This window comes from Rhizobium sp. 01T437 (assembly GCF_056398505.1).
The window spans coordinates 108,954-126,388 of record NZ_JBFTPM010000010.1; the positions used below are offsets into that span (position 1 = coordinate 108,954).

General features: G+C 58.9%; 17 protein-coding genes. 7 read left to right on the forward strand and 10 right to left on the reverse strand.

What is annotated here, in order from left to right; translation table 11 throughout:
* Positions 1-58: 58 nt before the first annotated feature.
* On the forward strand, positions 59-1,384 hold the full coding sequence (locus tag AC1DM5_RS21590) for an acetyl-CoA hydrolase/transferase family protein (RefSeq protein WP_477820308.1): 1,326 nt from the start codon (positions 59-61) through the stop codon (positions 1,382-1,384).
* Between the two features lie 2 nt (positions 1,385-1,386).
* Here AC1DM5_RS21590 and AC1DM5_RS21595 read toward each other — a convergent pair whose 3' ends face one another.
* The 4 genes from AC1DM5_RS21595 to AC1DM5_RS21610 are packed head-to-tail and all read right to left on the reverse strand — an operon-like array spanning position 1,387 to position 4,362.
* Positions 1,387-2,193: an ABC transporter ATP-binding protein gene (locus AC1DM5_RS21595; protein WP_477820309.1), complete on the reverse strand. Its 807-nt coding sequence runs from the start codon at positions 2,191-2,193 to the stop codon at positions 1,387-1,389.
* 11 nt (positions 2,194-2,204) lie between these two features.
* Positions 2,205-2,909, reverse strand: coding sequence for an ABC transporter permease (locus AC1DM5_RS21600; protein ID WP_477820310.1), 705 nt, complete (start codon positions 2,907-2,909; stop codon positions 2,205-2,207).
* Entirely contained in the window at positions 2,909-3,634 is a 726-nt protein-coding gene (locus AC1DM5_RS21605; RefSeq protein WP_477820311.1) for an ABC transporter permease, read from the reverse strand. Before AC1DM5_RS21605 ends, AC1DM5_RS21600 begins: the two co-directional genes overlap by 1 nt.
* Before the next feature lie 23 nt (positions 3,635-3,657).
* Positions 3,658-4,362: a GntR family transcriptional regulator gene (locus AC1DM5_RS21610; protein ID WP_477820345.1), complete on the reverse strand. Its 705-nt coding sequence runs from the start codon at positions 4,360-4,362 to the stop codon at positions 3,658-3,660.
* A 215-nt stretch (positions 4,363-4,577) separates the two neighbouring features.
* Between AC1DM5_RS21610 and speB the strand changes: the two genes are divergently transcribed.
* From speB to AC1DM5_RS21640, 6 genes are all read left to right on the forward strand, one after another.
* Positions 4,578-5,639 (forward strand): agmatinase, encoded by a 1,062-nt coding sequence (gene speB / locus AC1DM5_RS21615; protein WP_477820312.1) that lies wholly within the window; start codon positions 4,578-4,580, stop codon positions 5,637-5,639.
* 69 nt (positions 5,640-5,708) lie between these two features.
* Positions 5,709-6,533, forward strand: coding sequence for a lysine/arginine/ornithine ABC transporter substrate-binding protein (locus AC1DM5_RS21620; protein ID WP_477820346.1), 825 nt, complete (start codon positions 5,709-5,711; stop codon positions 6,531-6,533).
* A 97-nt stretch (positions 6,534-6,630) separates the two neighbouring features.
* Entirely contained in the window at positions 6,631-8,013 is a 1,383-nt protein-coding gene (locus tag AC1DM5_RS21625) for an aspartate aminotransferase family protein (RefSeq protein WP_477820313.1), read from the forward strand.
* A gap of 10 nt (positions 8,014-8,023) precedes the next feature.
* Entirely contained in the window at positions 8,024-9,616 is a 1,593-nt protein-coding gene (locus tag AC1DM5_RS21630; protein WP_477820314.1) for a gamma-glutamyltransferase family protein, read from the forward strand.
* Positions 9,617-9,754: 138 nt separating this feature from the next.
* Positions 9,755-11,035: a 4-aminobutyrate--2-oxoglutarate transaminase gene (locus AC1DM5_RS21635; protein ID WP_477975558.1), complete on the forward strand. Its 1,281-nt coding sequence runs from the start codon at positions 9,755-9,757 to the stop codon at positions 11,033-11,035.
* Positions 11,036-11,038: 3 nt separating this feature from the next.
* A complete protein-coding gene (locus tag AC1DM5_RS21640; RefSeq protein WP_477820316.1) occupies positions 11,039-12,517 on the forward strand; it encodes an NAD-dependent succinate-semialdehyde dehydrogenase in 1,479 nt (492 codons plus the stop codon).
* Positions 12,518-12,809: 292 nt separating this feature from the next.
* Here AC1DM5_RS21640 and AC1DM5_RS21645 read toward each other — a convergent pair whose 3' ends face one another.
* The 6 genes from AC1DM5_RS21645 to AC1DM5_RS21670 all read right to left on the reverse strand — a co-directional run bounded on the left by AC1DM5_RS21645 (position 12,810) and on the right by AC1DM5_RS21670 (position 17,332).
* Positions 12,810-13,451: a CDP-alcohol phosphatidyltransferase family protein gene (locus AC1DM5_RS21645; RefSeq protein WP_477820317.1), complete on the reverse strand. Its 642-nt coding sequence runs from the start codon at positions 13,449-13,451 to the stop codon at positions 12,810-12,812.
* Entirely contained in the window at positions 13,448-13,843 is a 396-nt protein-coding gene (locus AC1DM5_RS21650) for a hypothetical protein (RefSeq protein ID WP_477820318.1), read from the reverse strand. The genes AC1DM5_RS21645 and AC1DM5_RS21650 overlap by 4 nt, the downstream gene beginning before the upstream one ends.
* Positions 13,843-14,790 carry a phosphatidate cytidylyltransferase gene (locus AC1DM5_RS21655; RefSeq protein ID WP_477820319.1) on the reverse strand — a complete coding sequence of 316 codons (948 nt, stop codon included), beginning with the start codon at positions 14,788-14,790 and terminating at the stop codon, positions 13,843-13,845. The genes AC1DM5_RS21650 and AC1DM5_RS21655 overlap by 1 nt, the downstream gene beginning before the upstream one ends.
* On the reverse strand, positions 14,787-15,431 hold the full coding sequence (locus AC1DM5_RS21660; protein WP_477820320.1) for a lysophospholipid acyltransferase family protein: 645 nt from the start codon (positions 15,429-15,431) through the stop codon (positions 14,787-14,789). The genes AC1DM5_RS21655 and AC1DM5_RS21660 overlap by 4 nt, the downstream gene beginning before the upstream one ends.
* 327 nt (positions 15,432-15,758) lie before the next feature.
* Complete coding sequence (locus AC1DM5_RS21665; protein ID WP_477820321.1) at positions 15,759-16,292, reverse strand: GNAT family N-acetyltransferase; 534 nt, start codon at positions 16,290-16,292, stop codon at positions 15,759-15,761.
* 98 nt (positions 16,293-16,390) lie between these two features.
* On the reverse strand, positions 16,391-17,332 hold the full coding sequence (locus AC1DM5_RS21670; RefSeq protein WP_477820322.1) for an AraC family transcriptional regulator: 942 nt from the start codon (positions 17,330-17,332) through the stop codon (positions 16,391-16,393).
* Between the last annotated feature and the right edge of the window lie 103 nt (positions 17,333-17,435).

Here is a 17,435-nt window from a genome sequence, read left to right on the forward strand (position 1 = left end):
TGTGATCATGGAAATGGATACTGATTTGCTCTGAAATATGCACTGGGAGGAGGGCCCAATGACCACGATCCATCAGAGGCTGTATCGCCAACGGCTGACATCTGCAAACACGGCGGTCACGATGGTCCCGTCCGGCGCGAAGGTCGCGATGCCACTGGCTGCCGGTCAGCCACCCGCTATCCTTGCGGCGCTTGCTGAACGGGCCCGCGCGAGAGCCGTCGAGAATGTGCGACTCTATTATCTTCTTTGCACTGGCGTCGCCGGCACCAGTGTATTCGATTTCGAGCTGCGGGACCTGATCGTCCCAATGAGTTATTTTCATGGAGGCGTCGAGCGTGCGCTCGACAAGAGAAGATTGGCAAAGGCGCTGCCCGCGGTCGACCTGGTACCCTGTCATTTCAGCCAGGTGCCGCGCTCGATGGTCGAGCATGTCGGTGTGGACACGTTGATTGCAACCGTCTCGCCGATGGACGCCGATGGCAATTTCAGCCTTGGCGCCAGTACCGACTATGCGCTCACCGTATCGCGAAAGCCCGGGCTCCGCCTGATCCTCGAGGTCAACAGCAATATGCCCTATGTGCGGGGCGATTGCATGATTCCTGTATCAAGTGTGACAGCGCTGGTTGAAAACGATGTCAGCCTGCCTGTGTTGCTCGCCGCTCCCCGCAATGAGGTGGATGATGCTATCGGGGCGATCATCGCCGACCTGGTGGAAGATGGCGACTGCCTGCAAATGGGTATCGGTGCTTTGCCTGACGCGGTGTGTTCGGGGCTTTCCCGACATCACCATCTCGGTATTCACACGGAAATGATGACGCCGGGCCTCGCCCGGCTGGTCAAGACGGGCGTGGTCGACAACAGTCGCAAGCAGATACATGCCGGGCGGTCGATCTTCACCTTTGCGCTCGGAGATCAATCCCTCTACGACTTCCTGAACAACAACCCGGCAGTTGAGGCCTACCCAGTCGACTATGTGAACAATCCATTCATCATCGCGCAGAATGATCGGGTGGTGTCGGTCAACGCGACGCTGCAGGTCGATTTGAACGGCGCGTGCAATTCCGAGTTCGTGAACGGAAGGCAGTTCAGTGCGTCCGGCGGCCAGGTTGATTTCGTGCGCGGCGCTTATGCCTCGCGCGGGGGGCGATCGATCATCGCCTGTCATTCCACCGCGGCCAATGGCACGCTCTCGCGCATCGTACCAGTGCTGACCGGACCAGTGACAACATCGCGCAACGACACGCATATCGTCGTTACGGAGTATGGATGGGCGAACCTAAAGGGCAAGTCCGTGGCGGAGCGGGCAAGGGCGCTGATTGGGCTGGCCCACCCCGATTTTCGCGGGGAGCTGGACCGGGCAGCGCGCGGGGCAGGGGTTTGCTAATTCTAACGTCGTTCGGCGGCTAAAAACTGATTGAATCGCAAGGATTTCGGAGATGCAAACATCTGCCCGGGCTCGCCTTCTTCTTCGATTTGCCCCTTGTGGAGAAAAACGACTTTGTTGGAGACCTCGCGCGCGAAAGACATTTCATGCGTCACCACCAGCATGGTCCGTCCTTCCTCGGCGAGCGAGCGCATGACCTTCAAGACTTCGCCGACGAGTTCGGGATCGAGCGCAGAGGTCGGCTCGTCGAACAGCATCACCTTTGGACGCTGAGCAAGCGCACGGGCGATTGCGGCGCGCTGCTGCTGCCCTCCGGACAAGTGGCTCGGATAGGCATGCCGCTTGTCTGCAATCCCGACCCTTTCAAGTAGGGCTTCTGCTTCTGCGACGCATTCGGCGCGGTCCCGGCCCTGCACGTGGATTGGCGCCTCGATCACATTCTCGAGAATGGTCATGTGTGACCAGAGATTGAAATTCTGGAAAACCATGCTGACATGCTGCCTGATGCGGTCCACCTGCCGCCTGTCTGCGGGCGTTGCCTTGTCGCCCCGCATTTTCATTCTGATGGTTTCGCCGGCAATCGCTATGTCGCCGCTGTCGGGCGTCTCAAGCATGTTCACGCAACGAAGCATCGTCGATTTTCCGGAGCCAGAGGAGCCGAGAATCGATATGACGTCTCCCTCCCGTGCTTCCAGATCAATGCCCTTGAGGACCTCGACCGGGCCAAACGACTTGTGAAGGTTCCGCACCGAAACAGCGGCGACGTCCGTTTCCCTCGCGGTAACGGGAATGAGCTTTGCGCTGGACATTGTTCCCTCCTTTATGCGGCTTGTGCCGGTTGCAGACGCAGGTGCGGTGAAAGCCTGTACTCGAGCATCGCGACGAGGTGCGTGAGTATCAGGTTGATTGCCAGATAAATCGCGCCGGCGACGCAAAAGACTTCAAATGCCCTGAAACTGTCGGCAATCAGTTTGCCAGCCAATCCAGTCACTTCCATGATCGTGATCACGGAGGCGAGCGCCGTCGCCTTGACCATCAAGGCGACCTCGTTCCCGTAGCCGGGAAGCGCCTGGCGAAGGGCGATCGGGAATATTATGCGCCGGAAAAGCAGGAGGCCGGACATCCCGCAGGCGCGCGCGGCTTCCACCTGTTGGGCTGGAACCGATTGCAGCGCTCCGCGGAAAATCTCGCCCGAATATGCCGTCGTATTGAGCGTCAGGGCGATGACGGCGCACCAATAGGGTTCGCGCAGGATCGGCCACAGACCCCATGCCTGCAAAGCGGGGCGAAACTGCCCCAATCCGTAGTAGATAAGGAATATCTGGACCAGGAGAGGCGAGCCGCGGAATACGAAGACGTAGCCGCTGGCGAAGGCTTTGCCGGAGGCTCCGCCGAAAACGGCAAGGACGGCGAGCGCAATCGCGAGAATCGTGCCGGCCGAGATTGAAATCGCCGCCATGCTTAAAGTGAGCGGCAATCCTGTGACTAGGGTCTCGAGCGTCTCGAAAATGAAGGTGAAATCCATCAGGCCATCCTCCTGAAGCCACGCATGGCCCGGTTCTCCAGTCGCCCGAACAGGAGCGAGGAGACCCATGTGATCACCAGATAAAGGACGAGCGCAGTAAGGTAGAATTCGAATGGCTTGCGTGTCGAGCCGGCGGCGATCTGTGATTGACGCAGGATTTCAACGAGACCGGTCACGGATATCAGCGCCGATTCCTTCAGCACCAGTTGCCAGGTGTTGCCAAGCCCCGGGGTGGCATAACGCAGCACAAGGGGAACGACGATGCGGCGGAATTTCCGCCATGGCCGCATGCCGACTGAATCCGCCGCCTCAAGTTCTCCCCGCGAAACCGCGCGATAGGCGCCACGCAAAACTTCGGCCTGGTAGGCAGCCGAAACGACACCGAGAGCAACAGTACCGGTCAGGAAAGCTGGCATGCCAATATAGCCATCGTAGCCTGCGAAAGCGCCAATGTAGCTGAGAAACGCGCCTCCGCCGAAATAGAAGAGATAGACCACAAGAAGATCGGGCACGCCGCGAAGCACGGTCGTGTAGCAGCCGCCGATCCAGCGCAGCGGCCCAATTGACGAAAGTTTCATGCCGGCAACGATCGTGCCGAGGACCGATCCAGTCAGAAAGCCGCTGATCGACACGGCGATCGTCATGATCATCGCCGAGAGTAGAAGGCCACCCCATCCTTCCTGTCCGAACCCGACAAGCTCAACATAATTCTTGATTGCATCCATTGGTTCCCCTTGTTCTTTTTAGTTCAGGCCAGCCCGGACAGTCGCCGGTGCTGCCAGATCCGCTCAAGCTTCGACATGTTCTTGAGAGAGCTTTGTACGTGCGCGCTGGCCGCTTTGGCGGCAGCCTCCGGGTCGCGGGCGATGATGGCGTCCGCAATAGCCTGATGTTCGTCGAGGTCGGTATGCTCGAGATCGACCCACAGAACTTCTAGCCAAAGGGCCAGTCGAAGCTGCTGATAGATCTGGTCTGTCGCTCGAACCAGTGCTTCGTTTTTCGTCGCCTCGGCAATGACACGATGTATGTGAAGGCCGAGATGCAGGTTCTCAGCTGCTGCTGAAGGGGTGAGATTGTCAGTATCCTTCAGTACGACCATCTGGTCGATGACGCCGCGCAGCCGTTCCAAATCCTCTTCCGTTGCCTTTTCGCAGGCGAGTTTCGCGGCGCATACGTCAAGCGCTTCCCGCACGACGAGAAGGTTGCAGAAGCCGGTTATATCGAGATCGGCGACGGTATAGCCGAGATTGCGCTGACCAGTGATCAGGCCCTCCTCTTCCAGCTTCATCAGGGCCTCGCGAAGGGGGGTCCGGCTTACGCCGAAGCGTTTGGCCAATCCATTTTCTGACAAGCGCTCCGAAGGGCGAAGCTGTCCGTTGAGGATCAGATCCTTCAGCTGATTGTAAGTCGCCTCCCGCAGGGAGACTTTGAGTTCTTTATCTGCGGACACCATCACCTCATTCCTCCCACCACTGGCGAAGCTTTCTATCGCTTGCTCTCCGGTCTGCATCAGCAAGTCAAGTCTTGAATTTCAAGCTTGCATCCAAGATCGAGTACAAATATGTATACAACACTGAGCACACCAATCAATCGTCTTTTTCCGGTTTCGGCAGGAAGGAAAACAAGGGTGCTCTTTCGAGTGCTGGACGACGATAGGGGGAGGGATAAATGTCGCAAATTCTAGACTTAGATGCGCTTCGCGCCCGCTTCGCCGGCGCGTCCGGCGGTGACGTCTTTGATCCGGAATTCTCGCAGGTGGCCAGGCTCGTCTTCGGTGAGGGCGACAGCCGGCAGGCGCCATATTGTGGATTGCCCTCACTGTTGCGCGCACCCTATCGTCCGGATCTGGCGCCAACATTTGAGGGCCTGGATGTGGCGCTTCTGGGGGTCCCGATGGATCTCGGCGTCACCAACCGTCCGGGCGCGCGGTTCGGCCCCAGGGCGGTCCGCAACGTTGAACGGGTCGGCCCCTACGAACATGTCCTGAAGGCCGTGCCCACGGCCCATGTGCGCGTTGCCGACGTCGGCGATGTGCCGTTCCGGAGCCGTTTCGATCTCGCTTCGTCGCATGAGGACATCGAGCGTTTCATAGCCTCGATCGTTAATGCCGGGGTAGTGCCGCTCTCGGTCGGGGGCGATCATTCGATGGGGTTGCCGGTTTTGCGCGCGATCGGGCGCGACAGGCCGGTTGGCATGATCCATATCGACGCCCATTGCGATACGGGCGGCTCGTTCGAAGGATGCAAGTTCCACCACGGTGGCCCGTTCCGGCAAGCCGTTCTCGATGGCGTTCTTGATCCCCGGCGCACGATTCAGATCGGCATTCGCGGTAATTCCGAGTATCTTTGGGAATTTTCCTTCGCTTCGGGAATGACGGTCATCCATGCTGAAGAAGTGGATGAAATGGGCCTGAAGGCCGTGATCGCCAAGGCGCGCGAAATTGTCGGCGATGGTCCGACCTATGTCAGTTTCGATGTCGATTCGCTCGACCCGGCCTTTGCTCCTGGGACCGGAACGCCGGAGGTGGGCGGTCTGACGTCAGCGCAGGCGCTCGGAATTCTTCGTGGCCTCAAGGGCCTCGATATCATCGGTGGCGATGTGGTGGAGATTGCGCCGCAATACGATCCCTCGACGAACACCGCGCAAATTGCCGCGCAAGTCCTGTTCGAGCTGCTCTGCCTGGCGGCCGAGGCTTTCAGGATCCGCAAAACCTCAAGGGGAAGTGTCTGAACGATATTTGAAAATTCAACCGCCGAGCGTCTGTGCGAGGCCAAACAAAGGGGAATGACAATGAAAAAAATGAAATTCATCGCAGCTGCGATGCTGCTTGCAGCAACTGGCGCTCATGCGCAGTCGGCGCCCAAAGAGATCACCATCGCGACGGAAGGGGCGTATGAGCCCTGGAACTTCACGGGTCCCGACGGCAAGCTGGCCGGCCTTGAGATCGATCTCGCCAACGACCTTTGCGCCCGAATGAAGGTCAAATGCACCATCGTCGCCCAAGACTGGGACGGATTGATCCCTTCGCTCAACGCGAAGAAATTCGATGCGGTCATGGCATCGATGATCATCACGCCGAAGCGTCTCGACGTGATCTCCTTCAGCAAGCCCTATGCGTCCACGGCTGCGACATTCATGGTGCAGAAGGACGGACCGCTGGCGAAGCTGCCGGGAACAGGCACGACCGTCGACCTGAACGGCGATGCCGCTGCTGTCGACGCTGCCTTGAAGCCGGTGCGTGAAGCCATCAAGGGCACCAGCGTCGGAGCCCAGGTGTCGACCGCGAACGTCGCATTCCTCGACAAGTATTTGAAGGACACCGTGACGACGCGCGAGTACAAGACGACCGAACAGCACGATCTCGACCTTCAGGCCGGACGTATCGACGCCGTCATGGCCCAGAAGACGGCTTTGATCGCGACGCTCGGGAAAGCTGATTTCAAGGACTACATGCTCGCCGGCCCGACATTCACCGGTGGCGTCTTTGGTCAGGGCATCGGTGTCGGTTTGCGAAAGGACGACACGGCATTGAAGACGATGTTCGACACGGCGATCGACGCGGCAAAGGCCGATGGCACGATCGACAAGCTTGCCCAGAAATGGATCAAGGCGAGCGTCAACTAGTCCCGATACGACAGCGACCACGACACCGGCCCGGCAGGAGATTGCCGGGTTGACCGAATGCGCGTCTGCGCTTTGAACGATCGATGGAGAAATCGACGTGACGGCTCTGCTGAATTCATTGGAAGCACGCGATACTGCCTTTGTGCTTCATCCCTACACGAATGCCTCGCAGCACCTGGAGGATGGCCCGATGGTCATCGCCAAAGGGGAGGGTGTCTATGTCATCGACAACGATGGCAACAGGTATATCGAGGCGCTGGGTGGCTTGTTTTGCGCCTCCCTCGGTTTCAGCGAGCCGCGCCTCGTCGAGGCAGCCTATCGGCAGATGAAGGAATTGCCCTTCTACCACAGCTTCGGCGGCAAGTCCCATGAGACGGCGATTGAGCTGGCCGAGCGCCTGATCAAGCTCTCGCCCGTGCCCATGTCGAAAGTGTTTTTTGCCAATTCCGGTTCGGAAGCCAACGACACCGCGATGAAGCTGGTGTGGTATTATCACAATGCGATCGGCAAGCCGGAGAAGAAGAAGATCATCTCTCGGAACAGGGCCTATCATGGCGTCACGATCGCGTCCGCAAGTCTGACGGGTCTTCCCAACAATCACCGGGACTTCGATTTGCCGATCGACCGGATCCTGCACACGGATTGCCCTGAATTCTATCGCTACGGCCATGAGGGGGAAACGGAAGAGGAATTCGCCTCCCGTTGCGCCGCGTCGCTTGAACGGCTCATCCTTGAGGAAGGCCCCCAAACGATCGGCGCCTTTTTCGCGGAACCCCTGATGGCGTCAGGCGGCTGCATCGTTCCGCCGCCGACTTATTACGAAAAGATTCAGGCCATCCTGTCGCGCTATGACATCCTGCTGATCGCCGACGAGGTGATCTGCGGCTTCGGCCGGCTGGGAACCATGTTCGGTTCCGAGAGCTTCGGCATGAAGCCGGATATGATCACGATGGCGAAGCAGTTGTCGGCGGCCTATCAGCCGATCTCGGCTCTTATGATCAATGCCAAGCTGCATGAGGCGGTTGTCGCCGAAAGCCAGAAGATCGGCACCTTCGGACATGGCTTCACCTATAGCGGCCATCCGGTTGCGACTGCTGTCGCCCTGGAAACGCTGAAGATTTATGAAGAGCGGGACATATTGGGTCATGTCCGGTCTGTCGTGCCGCTGTTTCAACGACGACTGAATGCGCTTCGGGAACACCCTCTGGTCGGCGACGTGCGTGGCCGCGGCATGATCGGCACGCTGGAACTCGTTCGCAACAAGTCCACCAAGGAAGCGTTCAAACCCAGCGATGGCGTTGCGATCTATGCCGGCAAGCGTGCCCAGGCGCACGGTGTCATCACCCGCGCGCTTGGCGATAACTTCTCCTTCTGCCCACCGCTCATCATGACGGAGCCGGAAATTGACGAGATGTTCGATCGCTCAACCAGAGCGCTCGATGAAACATATGACTGGGCAAAGACCAGCAACCTCATCTGACGGGGGAAACATGCGCAACTTCGAACATCCTGGACGTTCGCTCGCCGTGGCGCGCAACGGCATGGCTGCCACCTCTCACCCTTTGGCGACGCTGGCGGCGATTGAAGTCCTCAAGGCAGGGGGTGCGGCAATCGACGCGGCGGTGGCGGCCTGCGCCGTTCAATGCGTGGTCGAAGCCGGATCGACGGGGATCGGGGGCGATTGCTTTGCCCTGCTGGCGGCAAACGGAGGCGACAAGGTGATTGCCTTCAATGGTTCCGGCCGAACGCCGGCGGCGGCCGACCTGTCGTGGTACAGGCAAGAAGGCATTACGGCGATCGATCGGTCTTCTCCGCACGCCGTCACCATTCCGGGTGCTGTCGACGCCTGGACACGGCTTGTTGCCGACCATGGGCGCATGCCGATGTCCGACATTCTTTCGCAGGCGATCGCACTTGCGCGGGACGGATACGGCATCACGCCACGCGTTGCTTCGGACATTTCGCATCAGAAAGCCATGCTTATGCGGGAGCCTTCAACGCGCCGTACATTCCTTGCTGCCGACGACACGCCGCGGGTCGGATCCGTGCAGTATCAGCCAGAACTTGCCGACACGCTCGAAGCGATCGGTCGGGAGGGGCGCGACGCCTTTTACCGCGGCTCCGTTGCCGAGGAAATGGTCTCCTACCTGGCAGAGAGAGGCGGGCTTCACACGGAAGAGGATTTCGCAGAGGCTGCGGGGGAATATGTAACGCCGATCAGCGCCAATTATCGCGGCTGGACCGTGCATGAATGCCCGCCGAACGGGCAAGGCCTCATCGCATTGATGATCCTTAAAATTCTGGAGCGGCACAAACCGGCGGGGGATCCGCTTGATCCCGACAATCTCATGCGGGAGGTCGAAGCGACGCGGCTTGCCTATGCGGCCCGCGACAGGTGGCTTGCAGATCCTTCGTCATTAGGCGTGTCCACGGACTTCCTGTTATCGGATGCGCTCGCCGACGACCTGGCCTCGAAGATCGACCTCAGGCGCCCCATCGATGCAAAAACGACGATCGGCGGGGTCGCCCACTCCGACACGGTCTATATTTCGGTCGTCGATAAGGATCGCAATTGCGTGAGCTTTATCAACTCGATCTTCCATCCTTACGGCAGTGGCCTGATGACGCCCAAGTCGGGCGTGCTTTTCCACAATCGCGGCCAAAGCTTCGTTCTGGAGGAGGGGCATCCGAATGCGATCGGTCCCCGCAAGAGGCCGATGCACACGATCATTCCAGGAATGGTGACGAGAGACGGCAAGACCTTCCTGTCCTTCGGCGTCATGGGAGGACATTACCAGGCCATGGGCCACGCTCAGTTTCTGTCGAAGCTGTTCGACTACGGTATGGATATGCAAGCGGCGATCGAACTGCCGCGCCTGTTTCCCCTGCCAGGAACCGCAAAGGTGGAGATGGAAGAAAGCCTTCGCCTGAAGGTCGGCGAGGTCTTCAAGGAACGCGGTTTCGGCGTACAGCCGCCCAATTGGGCAATAGGCGGCGCTCAAGCGATCTGGATCGATTGGGATAACGGTACTTTGCTCGGTGCATCCGATCACCGCAAGGACGGTTGCGCGCTTGGGTATTGATCGGCCCTGGGCACTTGCTGCTTGAAAAGAGCCGATAGCGATGGAGCGACGCGGGCAGCCGTCGCCGTGCAGAAAACATGTTGCGGGCGACGAGGAAACGCGCCCGCCGCCCATCCCCTGTCAATTGGAGGAACAACAATGTCGAATTCGGCTATAGCCGCTCGCAGGGCCGACGCGATTTCGCGCGGAGTCGGCGTCACCACCCAAGTCTATGCTGACAATGCCCGAAATGCCGAAATCTGGGATGTGGAAGGCCGTCGATATATCGACTTCGCGGCTGGCATCGCCGTCGTAAACACGGGGCATTGCCACCCGAAGGTGATCGCTGCCGTAAAGGAACAGCTCGATAAGTTCACCCATACCTGCCATCAGGTCGTACCCTACGAAAATTATGTGCGCCTGGCGGAGCGCCTTAACCTTGCCGTTCCCGGTAATTTCAAGAAGAAGACAATTTTTGTCACCACCGGCGCCGAGGCGGTGGAAAACGCCGTCAAGATTGCCCGTGCGGCAACCAGTCGTTCGGCGGTAATCGCCTTCAGCGGCGCATTCCATGGCCGCACCTTCATGGGCATGACACTGACCGGCAAGGTCGTTCCATATAAGGCCGGGTTCGGCGCCATGATGCCCGATGTCTTTCACGTCCCATTCCCCGTCGAACTGCATGGCCAGACGATGGAGGCTTCGCTCGCGGTCCTGGACAAGCTGTTCAAAGCGGATGTCGATCCCGATCGCGTTGCGGCCTTTATTGTCGAGCCGGTTCAAGGGGAGGGCGGCTTTTATGAGGTGCCGCGCGCCTTCATGCAAAGGCTGCGCGAAATCGCCGACAAGCATGGCATCCTGCTGATCGCCGACGAGGTCCAGACTGGTTTTGCCCGCACGGGCAAGCTTTTTGCGATGGAGCATTTCGGTGTGGTTGCCGATATCACCACGATGGCCAAGGGACTGGGTGGAGGATTTCCGATCGCGGCGGTCACGGGTCGTGCCGAGATCATGGATGCACCGGGGCCAGGTGGTCTCGGCGGGACCTACGGAGGCAATCCGATCGGTGTCGCTGCCGGCAATGCCGTGCTGGATGTGATCGAAGAAGAAGGATTGACGGAGCGCGCAACGCAGCTCGGCAACCGGTTGAAACAAAGCCTGCAGTCGCTCACCGACGTCGTGCCGCAGATCGCTGACATTCGTGGTCCCGGTTTCATGAACGCTGTCGAGTTCAACATCCCCGGTTCGACGGTGCCTAATCCCGATTTCGCCAACCGGGTGCGCGAGAAGGCTTTGGAGAAAGGTCTGATCCTGCTGACCTGCGGGATCTACGGCAATGTCATCCGTTTTCTCGCGCCGATCACCATCGAGGACGGGGTTTTCAACGAAGCACTCGGCATTCTCGAAACGACAATGCGGCAATGCGCTGCGGAGGCCTGATCCATGACCATTTCTGAAAAACTTCTGTCAAAACTGAAGGATACGTCGCTCGTTACGGACAAGGCGCTCATCGGCGGTATTTGGGTCGGTGCGAGCGATCATGAAAAGACATTTGAAGTCATCAATCCCTCGACAGGTGACGTGATCGCCGTGTTGCCGGACATGAACCGCGCCGAGGCAGCGCGCGCCATAGACACTGCCTATCTGGCCCAGAAACAATGGGCGAAGAGGACCGGCAAGGAGCGGGCTGCGGTGCTGCGCAAACTGCATGACCTTCTGGTCGCCAATGCCGACGACCTTGCTGCGATCCTCACCATGGAAATGGGCAAGCCTGTCGCTGAGGCGAAAGGCGAGATACTTTCCGGAGCCGCTTATGTCGAGTGGTTCGGCGAGGAAGCCAAGCGCGTCTACGGCGACACCATTCCCGCGCACCAGCAGGACAAGCGCCTCATTGTCATCAAGCAGCCAGTCGGTGTCGTGGCGGCCATTACGCCGTGGAACTTTCCGAACGCCATGCTGGCCCGCAAGCTTGCGCCAGCAATCGCGGCAGGCTGCGCGGTGGTCTCGAAGCCGGCTGCCGAAACGCCGCTATCGGCTCTTTCGCTGGCCTTGCTTGCCGAGCGTGCTGGACTGCCGGCTGGCGTCCTGAACGTCGTAACGTCGCAGGATGCCTCGGCTATCGGCAAGGAGTTCACAGAGAACGACAAGGTGCGGAAGCTGACCTTCACCGGCTCAACCGGCGTCGGGAAGATACTGATGCGTCAAGGCGCCGACAAGGTCTTGAAATTGGGAATGGAACTCGGTGGCAATGCGCCCTTCATCGTTTTCGACGATGCTGACCTGGATGCGGCGGTTGAGGGCGCCATGGTCTCGAAATATCGCAACAACGGCCAGACCTGCATCTGTGCAAACCGGCTTTATGTGCAGTCGAGCGTCTACGAGGCTTTCGCCGAAAAGCTTGCGGCAAAAGTTTCCGCCATGAAGGTCGGCGATGGTTTCGAACCGGGGGTCAATACTGGTCCTCTCATCGCTGAGAAGGCGATGGTGAAGGTGGAAGAGCATATTGCGGATGCGCTGGATAAAGGAGCGTCTGTTCCAGTCGGGGGAAAGCGCGATGCGCTTGGTGGCCTATTTTTCCAACCGACCGTTCTTACGGGCGTGACGTCCGATATGAAGATCGCGCGGGAAGAAACATTCGGCCCGGTCGCCCCGCTCTTTCGTTTCGACACGGAAGAGGAGGTGATCGCTATGGCCAACAACACCGAATACGGGCTTGGCTCCTACTTCTATGCGAAGGACCTATCGAGAGTTTTTCGAGTGGCAGAAGCACTGGAGTACGGCATGGTCGGTATCAATACCGGGCTCATTACGACCGAGGTCGCTCCGTTTGGTGGTATCAAGCAATCGGGCCAGGGCCGCGAGGGCTCGAAATATGGTCTCGATGACTACGTCGAGATTAAATATTTGTGCTTGAGCATATGACTCCCGTCTGAGCGTGGCAGCGAGCGCTGTCTCGGCAGGCCGCGCCTCGGTCGGACTCTGCGATAATCAGTCTTCAGCCGCCGTTGCAACGCAATGGCGGCTGCCATTGACCCTGTCGCGCATTGGCGATCAAGGCAGTCGCAGTCGAAATCCCAATTCCAAACCACGCCTCCGAGCGTGCAGACATCCCGTGGCGCGCCTGACGACTGTCAAGGCTGGCGTCGACACATACAAGGAAGTGGCGTCCACTTCCTTCCCATAGGATCTTCGTGTCGACCTTATGACCGCCTCGTCAGCGACTCTTGAGGCGCGTTACCAATGTCTTCGAGCGTCGGATCGCTGTGAGGGCTGCTCCCACCGCTATTACGCAGAGACCGATCGTGAGGATCTGGTTTTGCCCGCCCCACAATGGCTCGAGAAGGGATGCTAATCCCGCCGCCGTGATCGTCGCCATCCGGTGCTGCTTGGCCATCGGGCCGGAGAAATCGCTGGGATTGCCGGTGGCGCGGCCGAGTTCCCGGACATAGGCTGTCAACACGGCGAAGGCACCGGCCGCCCAGCCGAGTCCCGGCATGTCGATGCCGCACCCGACGCCGGCGAATATCATCAAGTCGGCGATGCGATCCGGAAACTCGTTCCAGAAAGGACCGTCAGCCTCTCCCTTTCCGCCTTCGACGGCGACCATGCCGTCGAACAGATTGCAAAGAAGGCGTGCCTGGCAGAATAAAACAGCCAGCAGCAAGTAGCCGGCACGTGGCAGGCCTGTCGTCTGTCCCGCCAGATAGAAAGTGCTGCCGGCAATCGCTGCAGCCAGCATGCTGGCTTGCGAGATCTGGTTCGGCGTGATGGCCCGCGCGGCCATCCATCGGGCAATTGCGCCCGCCCAGCGGGTATTGCGGCTCGCCAGAGGTCTCCTGTCTCCCGTCTCCATCATGTGTCGAAACCTCGCCGTGCGGAGATTGAATAATTGTAGATCGCTGCATAAGTCGTCGACACCAGCAGCGGCAGCGCGATGGTCCGGAGTATCTCCGGTGTGCCGCTCGCCGCGTGGATCGCCACGAGAATGCTGGCCGAGCCAAAGCAGGCAATCAGCGGCGGCGCCCAAAATCGTGTTGGACCGCTGAAGCGGCTGGAAAGCCAGTCGATCGCCGATTTCAGGAAAAGCGTCAGGCAGGCGGATATCGTACCCTGCACAAGACCGGCATAGAGCGGCGCCGGCATGAGATGAGCGCGATTGGCGAAGATGGCCCAGCTGCCCATCGCCAGAAAAGCGAACAGGACGTGTACCACTCCGCTACGCAAAAGACGTTGTAGCACAACGGGCATCAGAGCGACCACCAGTAGCGGGTAAGATGGAAGAAGATGGGTGCCGAGAAGACGACGGAATCCAGTCTGTCGATCAATCCGCCATGGCCTTCGATGAGATTGCCCCAGTCCTTGACACCGCGATCGCGTTTGATCGCCGACATCACCAGGCCTCCGAAGAAGCCCATCAGCGTGATGACCAAGGCGAGAAGCCCTGCCTGAAGCGGTGCGAATGGTGTAATCCACCAGAGGCCCGTTCCAATCAGCGTCGCGCTGATGATCCCACCGACAAAGCCCTCGACCGTTTTCGATGGCGACAGTCTTGGCGCAATCTTCGTGCGTCCGAACAGTTTGCCCCAGACATATTGCAGGACATCGCTGAGCTGGACGACGATGACCAGAAAGGCGATCAGCAGCACATTGCGGCCCTCATATCCCGGTATCTTCAAGGTCAGCAGTGCAGGCACATGGGAAGCGCAGAAGACACAGATCATCAGGGCCCACTGTACTTCCGCGATGCGAACGAGAAAGCGCTCCGTGTCGCCTCGGAGTACCGAGATGATCGGCATTAGCAGGAAGGCATAGACCGGGATGAAGATCGAAAAGATGCCGTATTGTTCAGCCCAGAGCAGAAAATACTGGATCGGAACGACGACGAAGAAGGCTGCCGCAAGCGCCCAATGATCCGCCCTTCGGGTATTGATGAGGGTTACGAATTCGCGAAGCGCGGCAAATGAACAAAAGCCAAACAGGATCAAGACGCCGATACGGCCCGCTATGAAAGCAATGCCAATCAGGATGACCATGACCCACCACGCCTTGATCCGCGCGTTGAGGTTTTCGACAGCCGCATTCGAACCGTTCGGCGAGAGGCGTTGCTGTAATATGTAACCGATGACTGACGCAACGACGAGCACGCCGAAGATCCCGGCTACGAGCGTCATAAGATCGGAATTCGCGCCACTCATTCCCCACCGCCTACAGTGTTCGGAGACAGTGCCAGGAGTGCGGCCTGCATCCGTTCGAGAAAAACATCCTTGTCTTCGCCCGGCGCGATCTGCAAAGCGCTGCCGAAGGTAACTGTGCAGATCAGCGGTATCGGAACGATCTCACCCTTTGGCATGACGCGGTTCAGATTACTGATCCAAACCGGCACGAGATCGACATCAGGGCGCGCCACAGCCAGATGGAAAATGCCGCTTTTGAACGGGAGGAGCCTTGCATCGGATTGGTTTCGTGTTCCCTCCGGGAAGAGAATGAGGGACGAACCGGCATCGATGGCCGAGGCCATCTGAGTGACGGGATCTTCCGTCCGCTTGTCCCGATCCCTCGCGATCAGCACCGCATTGAAGACATCTCTGCCGATGAAGCGATTGAGCCAGGACTTCAACCAGTATTCGGCCCCTGCGACCGGGCGGGCCCGATTGCGCAGTCTTGGCGGCAATACCGTCCAGACCAGAACGAAATCACCATGGCTGGAGTGGTTGGCATAATAAACGCAGGGTCGGGAAGGCAGCCCTCCCTCGGGCCACACGGCGCGGACCGCCGTGACCGCGCGTGCGAACAGTACGATTACCGTCGCCGCGGCCTTTGTAGGCAAAGCCTTCATTCATCACTCTGTTGATGTTAGCCGGATCACTAACGGAAACTCTAGCATTATCATCGGCGGAAGGAAGGAGCTTCGCGGGTTTTCAGCCGAAAGGCGTAGACAGGTCATCCGGCTCCAACCGAACGTGCAATCTTTATCGCATGGAAGACAAGGACTGGATTTTTAATTGAGCACATGACGCGATCAGCGGCAGCTCGTGCTGAAACAGTGACAATACCCGCGTGTGCCTCAGCAATCTGTGCCGGATGGTTATCGGTTCGAACCACGAAACACGCTGGGGCTTCGTCAAACCCGATTTTTGCGGCCATTGCCCAGCCACGTCCCTGGTCAATCACGTGAGTGCCACTCTTTTCGCAAGATTGCGTACTGCATCGTATTCTCGAAGATAGGATCGCCAACTTCGTTCTTATGAAACGACACAAATTCCTTGAATAATCCCTCCTGGCGCATTCCCAGGCGTTCACATAGACGCTGCGAGGCCGCGTTATGGTCTTCGACGTAAGCGTAGAGACGGCGAGCTCCCTTAACCTTAAAGAGATAAGCAAATAACGCGAACGCGGCCTCTGAAGCGAATCCCGCTCCGCTAAAGTCCGCGTTAAAATTCCAGCCGACAGAGAACGTATCCTCTTCGGGGATGGCGAACATGTCGCCAATGAGCTTGTTCGTAACCTTCAAGCATACGGCGATGTGATCGTCGCTTTTGCTTCGCTTTTTCACTTCGACTGCTGCTGCTTCCATGGTCTCAAGCGTAAGCGAGAGGAAACAGCTTGCCCGAGGCCTGTGTAAATACGCGAACAGATCGGTAGCATCTCCACCTTGGAAATTTCTCAGCACAAGTCGGTCAGTTTCTATCGTGTCCATCCGGTCTCCATTGTGATCGACAAACTTGTGCGTCGTCTCCAAGTCGCTCATGCAGCTGTCGCAAAAAACCGACATCGAAGCGGTGTGTGCCTCACAGATCACGGTGTCGCGGAAGCACGACCATCCTGCGGTCGCCCTCGGAACGCCATGGGCGGGGCGCCGATGATGCGTTTGAACGCCCGGCTGAATGATGCCTCCGATTCATAGCCGAGGCGCTCGGCAATCGCGGCCACGCGCTGTCCTTCACGCAGCCACTGATGCGCCTGGTGCATGCGCATGCGAGCGACGTATCGAGCGGGTGTTTCACCAACGGCCCTGGCAAAGCGCTCCGCGAACCCAGAACGGGAAGCGCCCATCTTGCGAGCGAGTTCTTCGACCGTCCAGTCATGGGAAGGGTCGAGATGGATCGCTGCCAGGACCCGCCCGACCTCGGGATTGCGAACGGCCGTCAACCATCCGGAAGCATCGCCGCAGCCGTGTTCCACCCAAGCGCGGATGATCGTCGCGGTCAGAACATCAGCAAGCCGGGCCAGGATACCGCCAGCGCCGACGCGGTTCATATCGACCTCGTGCATCATCGCATCGAGCAGGGAAGGGATGGAGGGCTCACTGGCTGCGAGATCGCTTGTCCGCATCACATTGGGCATCAATTGCAGCAAGGGATGCCGCTTGTCGACATTGAAGCGCATGACCGCGAAGAACAGCAGGTTCTTGCTATCCGCGCAGGGGCATTGCAGATCGACGATCCCATCGCAGACGGCCTTGCGCGGCATGGATTCGACGGGCGTCGGCACTATACCGGGCGCGCTTGCAAGGACATGGGCATCGCCCCGCGGCAGCAGGACCGCGTCCCCCGGGCGCATTTCTATCCATTCCCCGTCCGGCGTCTGCACAAATGCCTCTCCGGCTGCCAGAAAGTGAAACTGCGCTTCATCCTTGGTCGGAAACGCCGTCGCCCATGGGGCGGACGGCTGGCAGCGGCCGTAGTCGACGCCATCCAGACGAAGCCCTCGCATCATTTCCGTCAGTGCATCACTCATCGTGCCCTCGTCATTTGGACGAACAGTCATGTCTTGTGGATTTTCTAGCATAGAAACACCAGCGTGAGCCGTCTAGCCTTGTCATCACAATCTTTGGAGATGG

What these genes read in the sequence shown, in the direction of transcription:
- AC1DM5_RS21590 (WP_477820308.1), top strand. Translation starts at nt 59, where the DNA reads ATGACCACGATCCATCAGAGGCTGTATCGCCAACGGCTGACATCTGCA.
- AC1DM5_RS21595 (WP_477820309.1), bottom strand. Translation starts at nt 2,193, where the DNA reads ATGTCCAGCGCAAAGCTCATTCCCGTTACCGCGAGGGAAACGGACGTC.
- AC1DM5_RS21600 (WP_477820310.1), bottom strand. Translation starts at nt 2,909, where the DNA reads ATGGATTTCACCTTCATTTTCGAGACGCTCGAGACCCTAGTCACAGGA.
- AC1DM5_RS21605 (WP_477820311.1), bottom strand. Translation starts at nt 3,634, where the DNA reads ATGGATGCAATCAAGAATTATGTTGAGCTTGTCGGGTTCGGACAGGAA.
- AC1DM5_RS21610 (WP_477820345.1), bottom strand. Translation starts at nt 4,362, where the DNA reads ATGGTGTCCGCAGATAAAGAACTCAAAGTCTCCCTGCGGGAGGCGACT.
- speB (WP_477820312.1), top strand. Translation starts at nt 4,578, where the DNA reads ATGTCGCAAATTCTAGACTTAGATGCGCTTCGCGCCCGCTTCGCCGGC.
- AC1DM5_RS21620 (WP_477820346.1), top strand. Translation starts at nt 5,709, where the DNA reads ATGAAATTCATCGCAGCTGCGATGCTGCTTGCAGCAACTGGCGCTCAT.
- AC1DM5_RS21630 (WP_477820314.1), top strand. Translation starts at nt 8,024, where the DNA reads ATGCGCAACTTCGAACATCCTGGACGTTCGCTCGCCGTGGCGCGCAAC.
- AC1DM5_RS21635 (WP_477975558.1), top strand. Translation starts at nt 9,755, where the DNA reads ATGTCGAATTCGGCTATAGCCGCTCGCAGGGCCGACGCGATTTCGCGC.
- AC1DM5_RS21640 (WP_477820316.1), top strand. Translation starts at nt 11,039, where the DNA reads ATGACCATTTCTGAAAAACTTCTGTCAAAACTGAAGGATACGTCGCTC.
- AC1DM5_RS21645 (WP_477820317.1), bottom strand. Translation starts at nt 13,451, where the DNA reads ATGATGGAGACGGGAGACAGGAGACCTCTGGCGAGCCGCAATACCCGC.
- AC1DM5_RS21650 (WP_477820318.1), bottom strand. Translation starts at nt 13,843, where the DNA reads ATGCCCGTTGTGCTACAACGTCTTTTGCGTAGCGGAGTGGTACACGTC.
- AC1DM5_RS21655 (WP_477820319.1), bottom strand. Translation starts at nt 14,790, where the DNA reads ATGAGTGGCGCGAATTCCGATCTTATGACGCTCGTAGCCGGGATCTTC.
- AC1DM5_RS21660 (WP_477820320.1), bottom strand. Translation starts at nt 15,431, where the DNA reads ATGAAGGCTTTGCCTACAAAGGCCGCGGCGACGGTAATCGTACTGTTC.
- AC1DM5_RS21665 (WP_477820321.1), bottom strand. Translation starts at nt 16,292, where the DNA reads ATGGACACGATAGAAACTGACCGACTTGTGCTGAGAAATTTCCAAGGT.
- AC1DM5_RS21670 (WP_477820322.1), bottom strand. Translation starts at nt 17,332, where the DNA reads ATGAGTGATGCACTGACGGAAATGATGCGAGGGCTTCGTCTGGATGGC.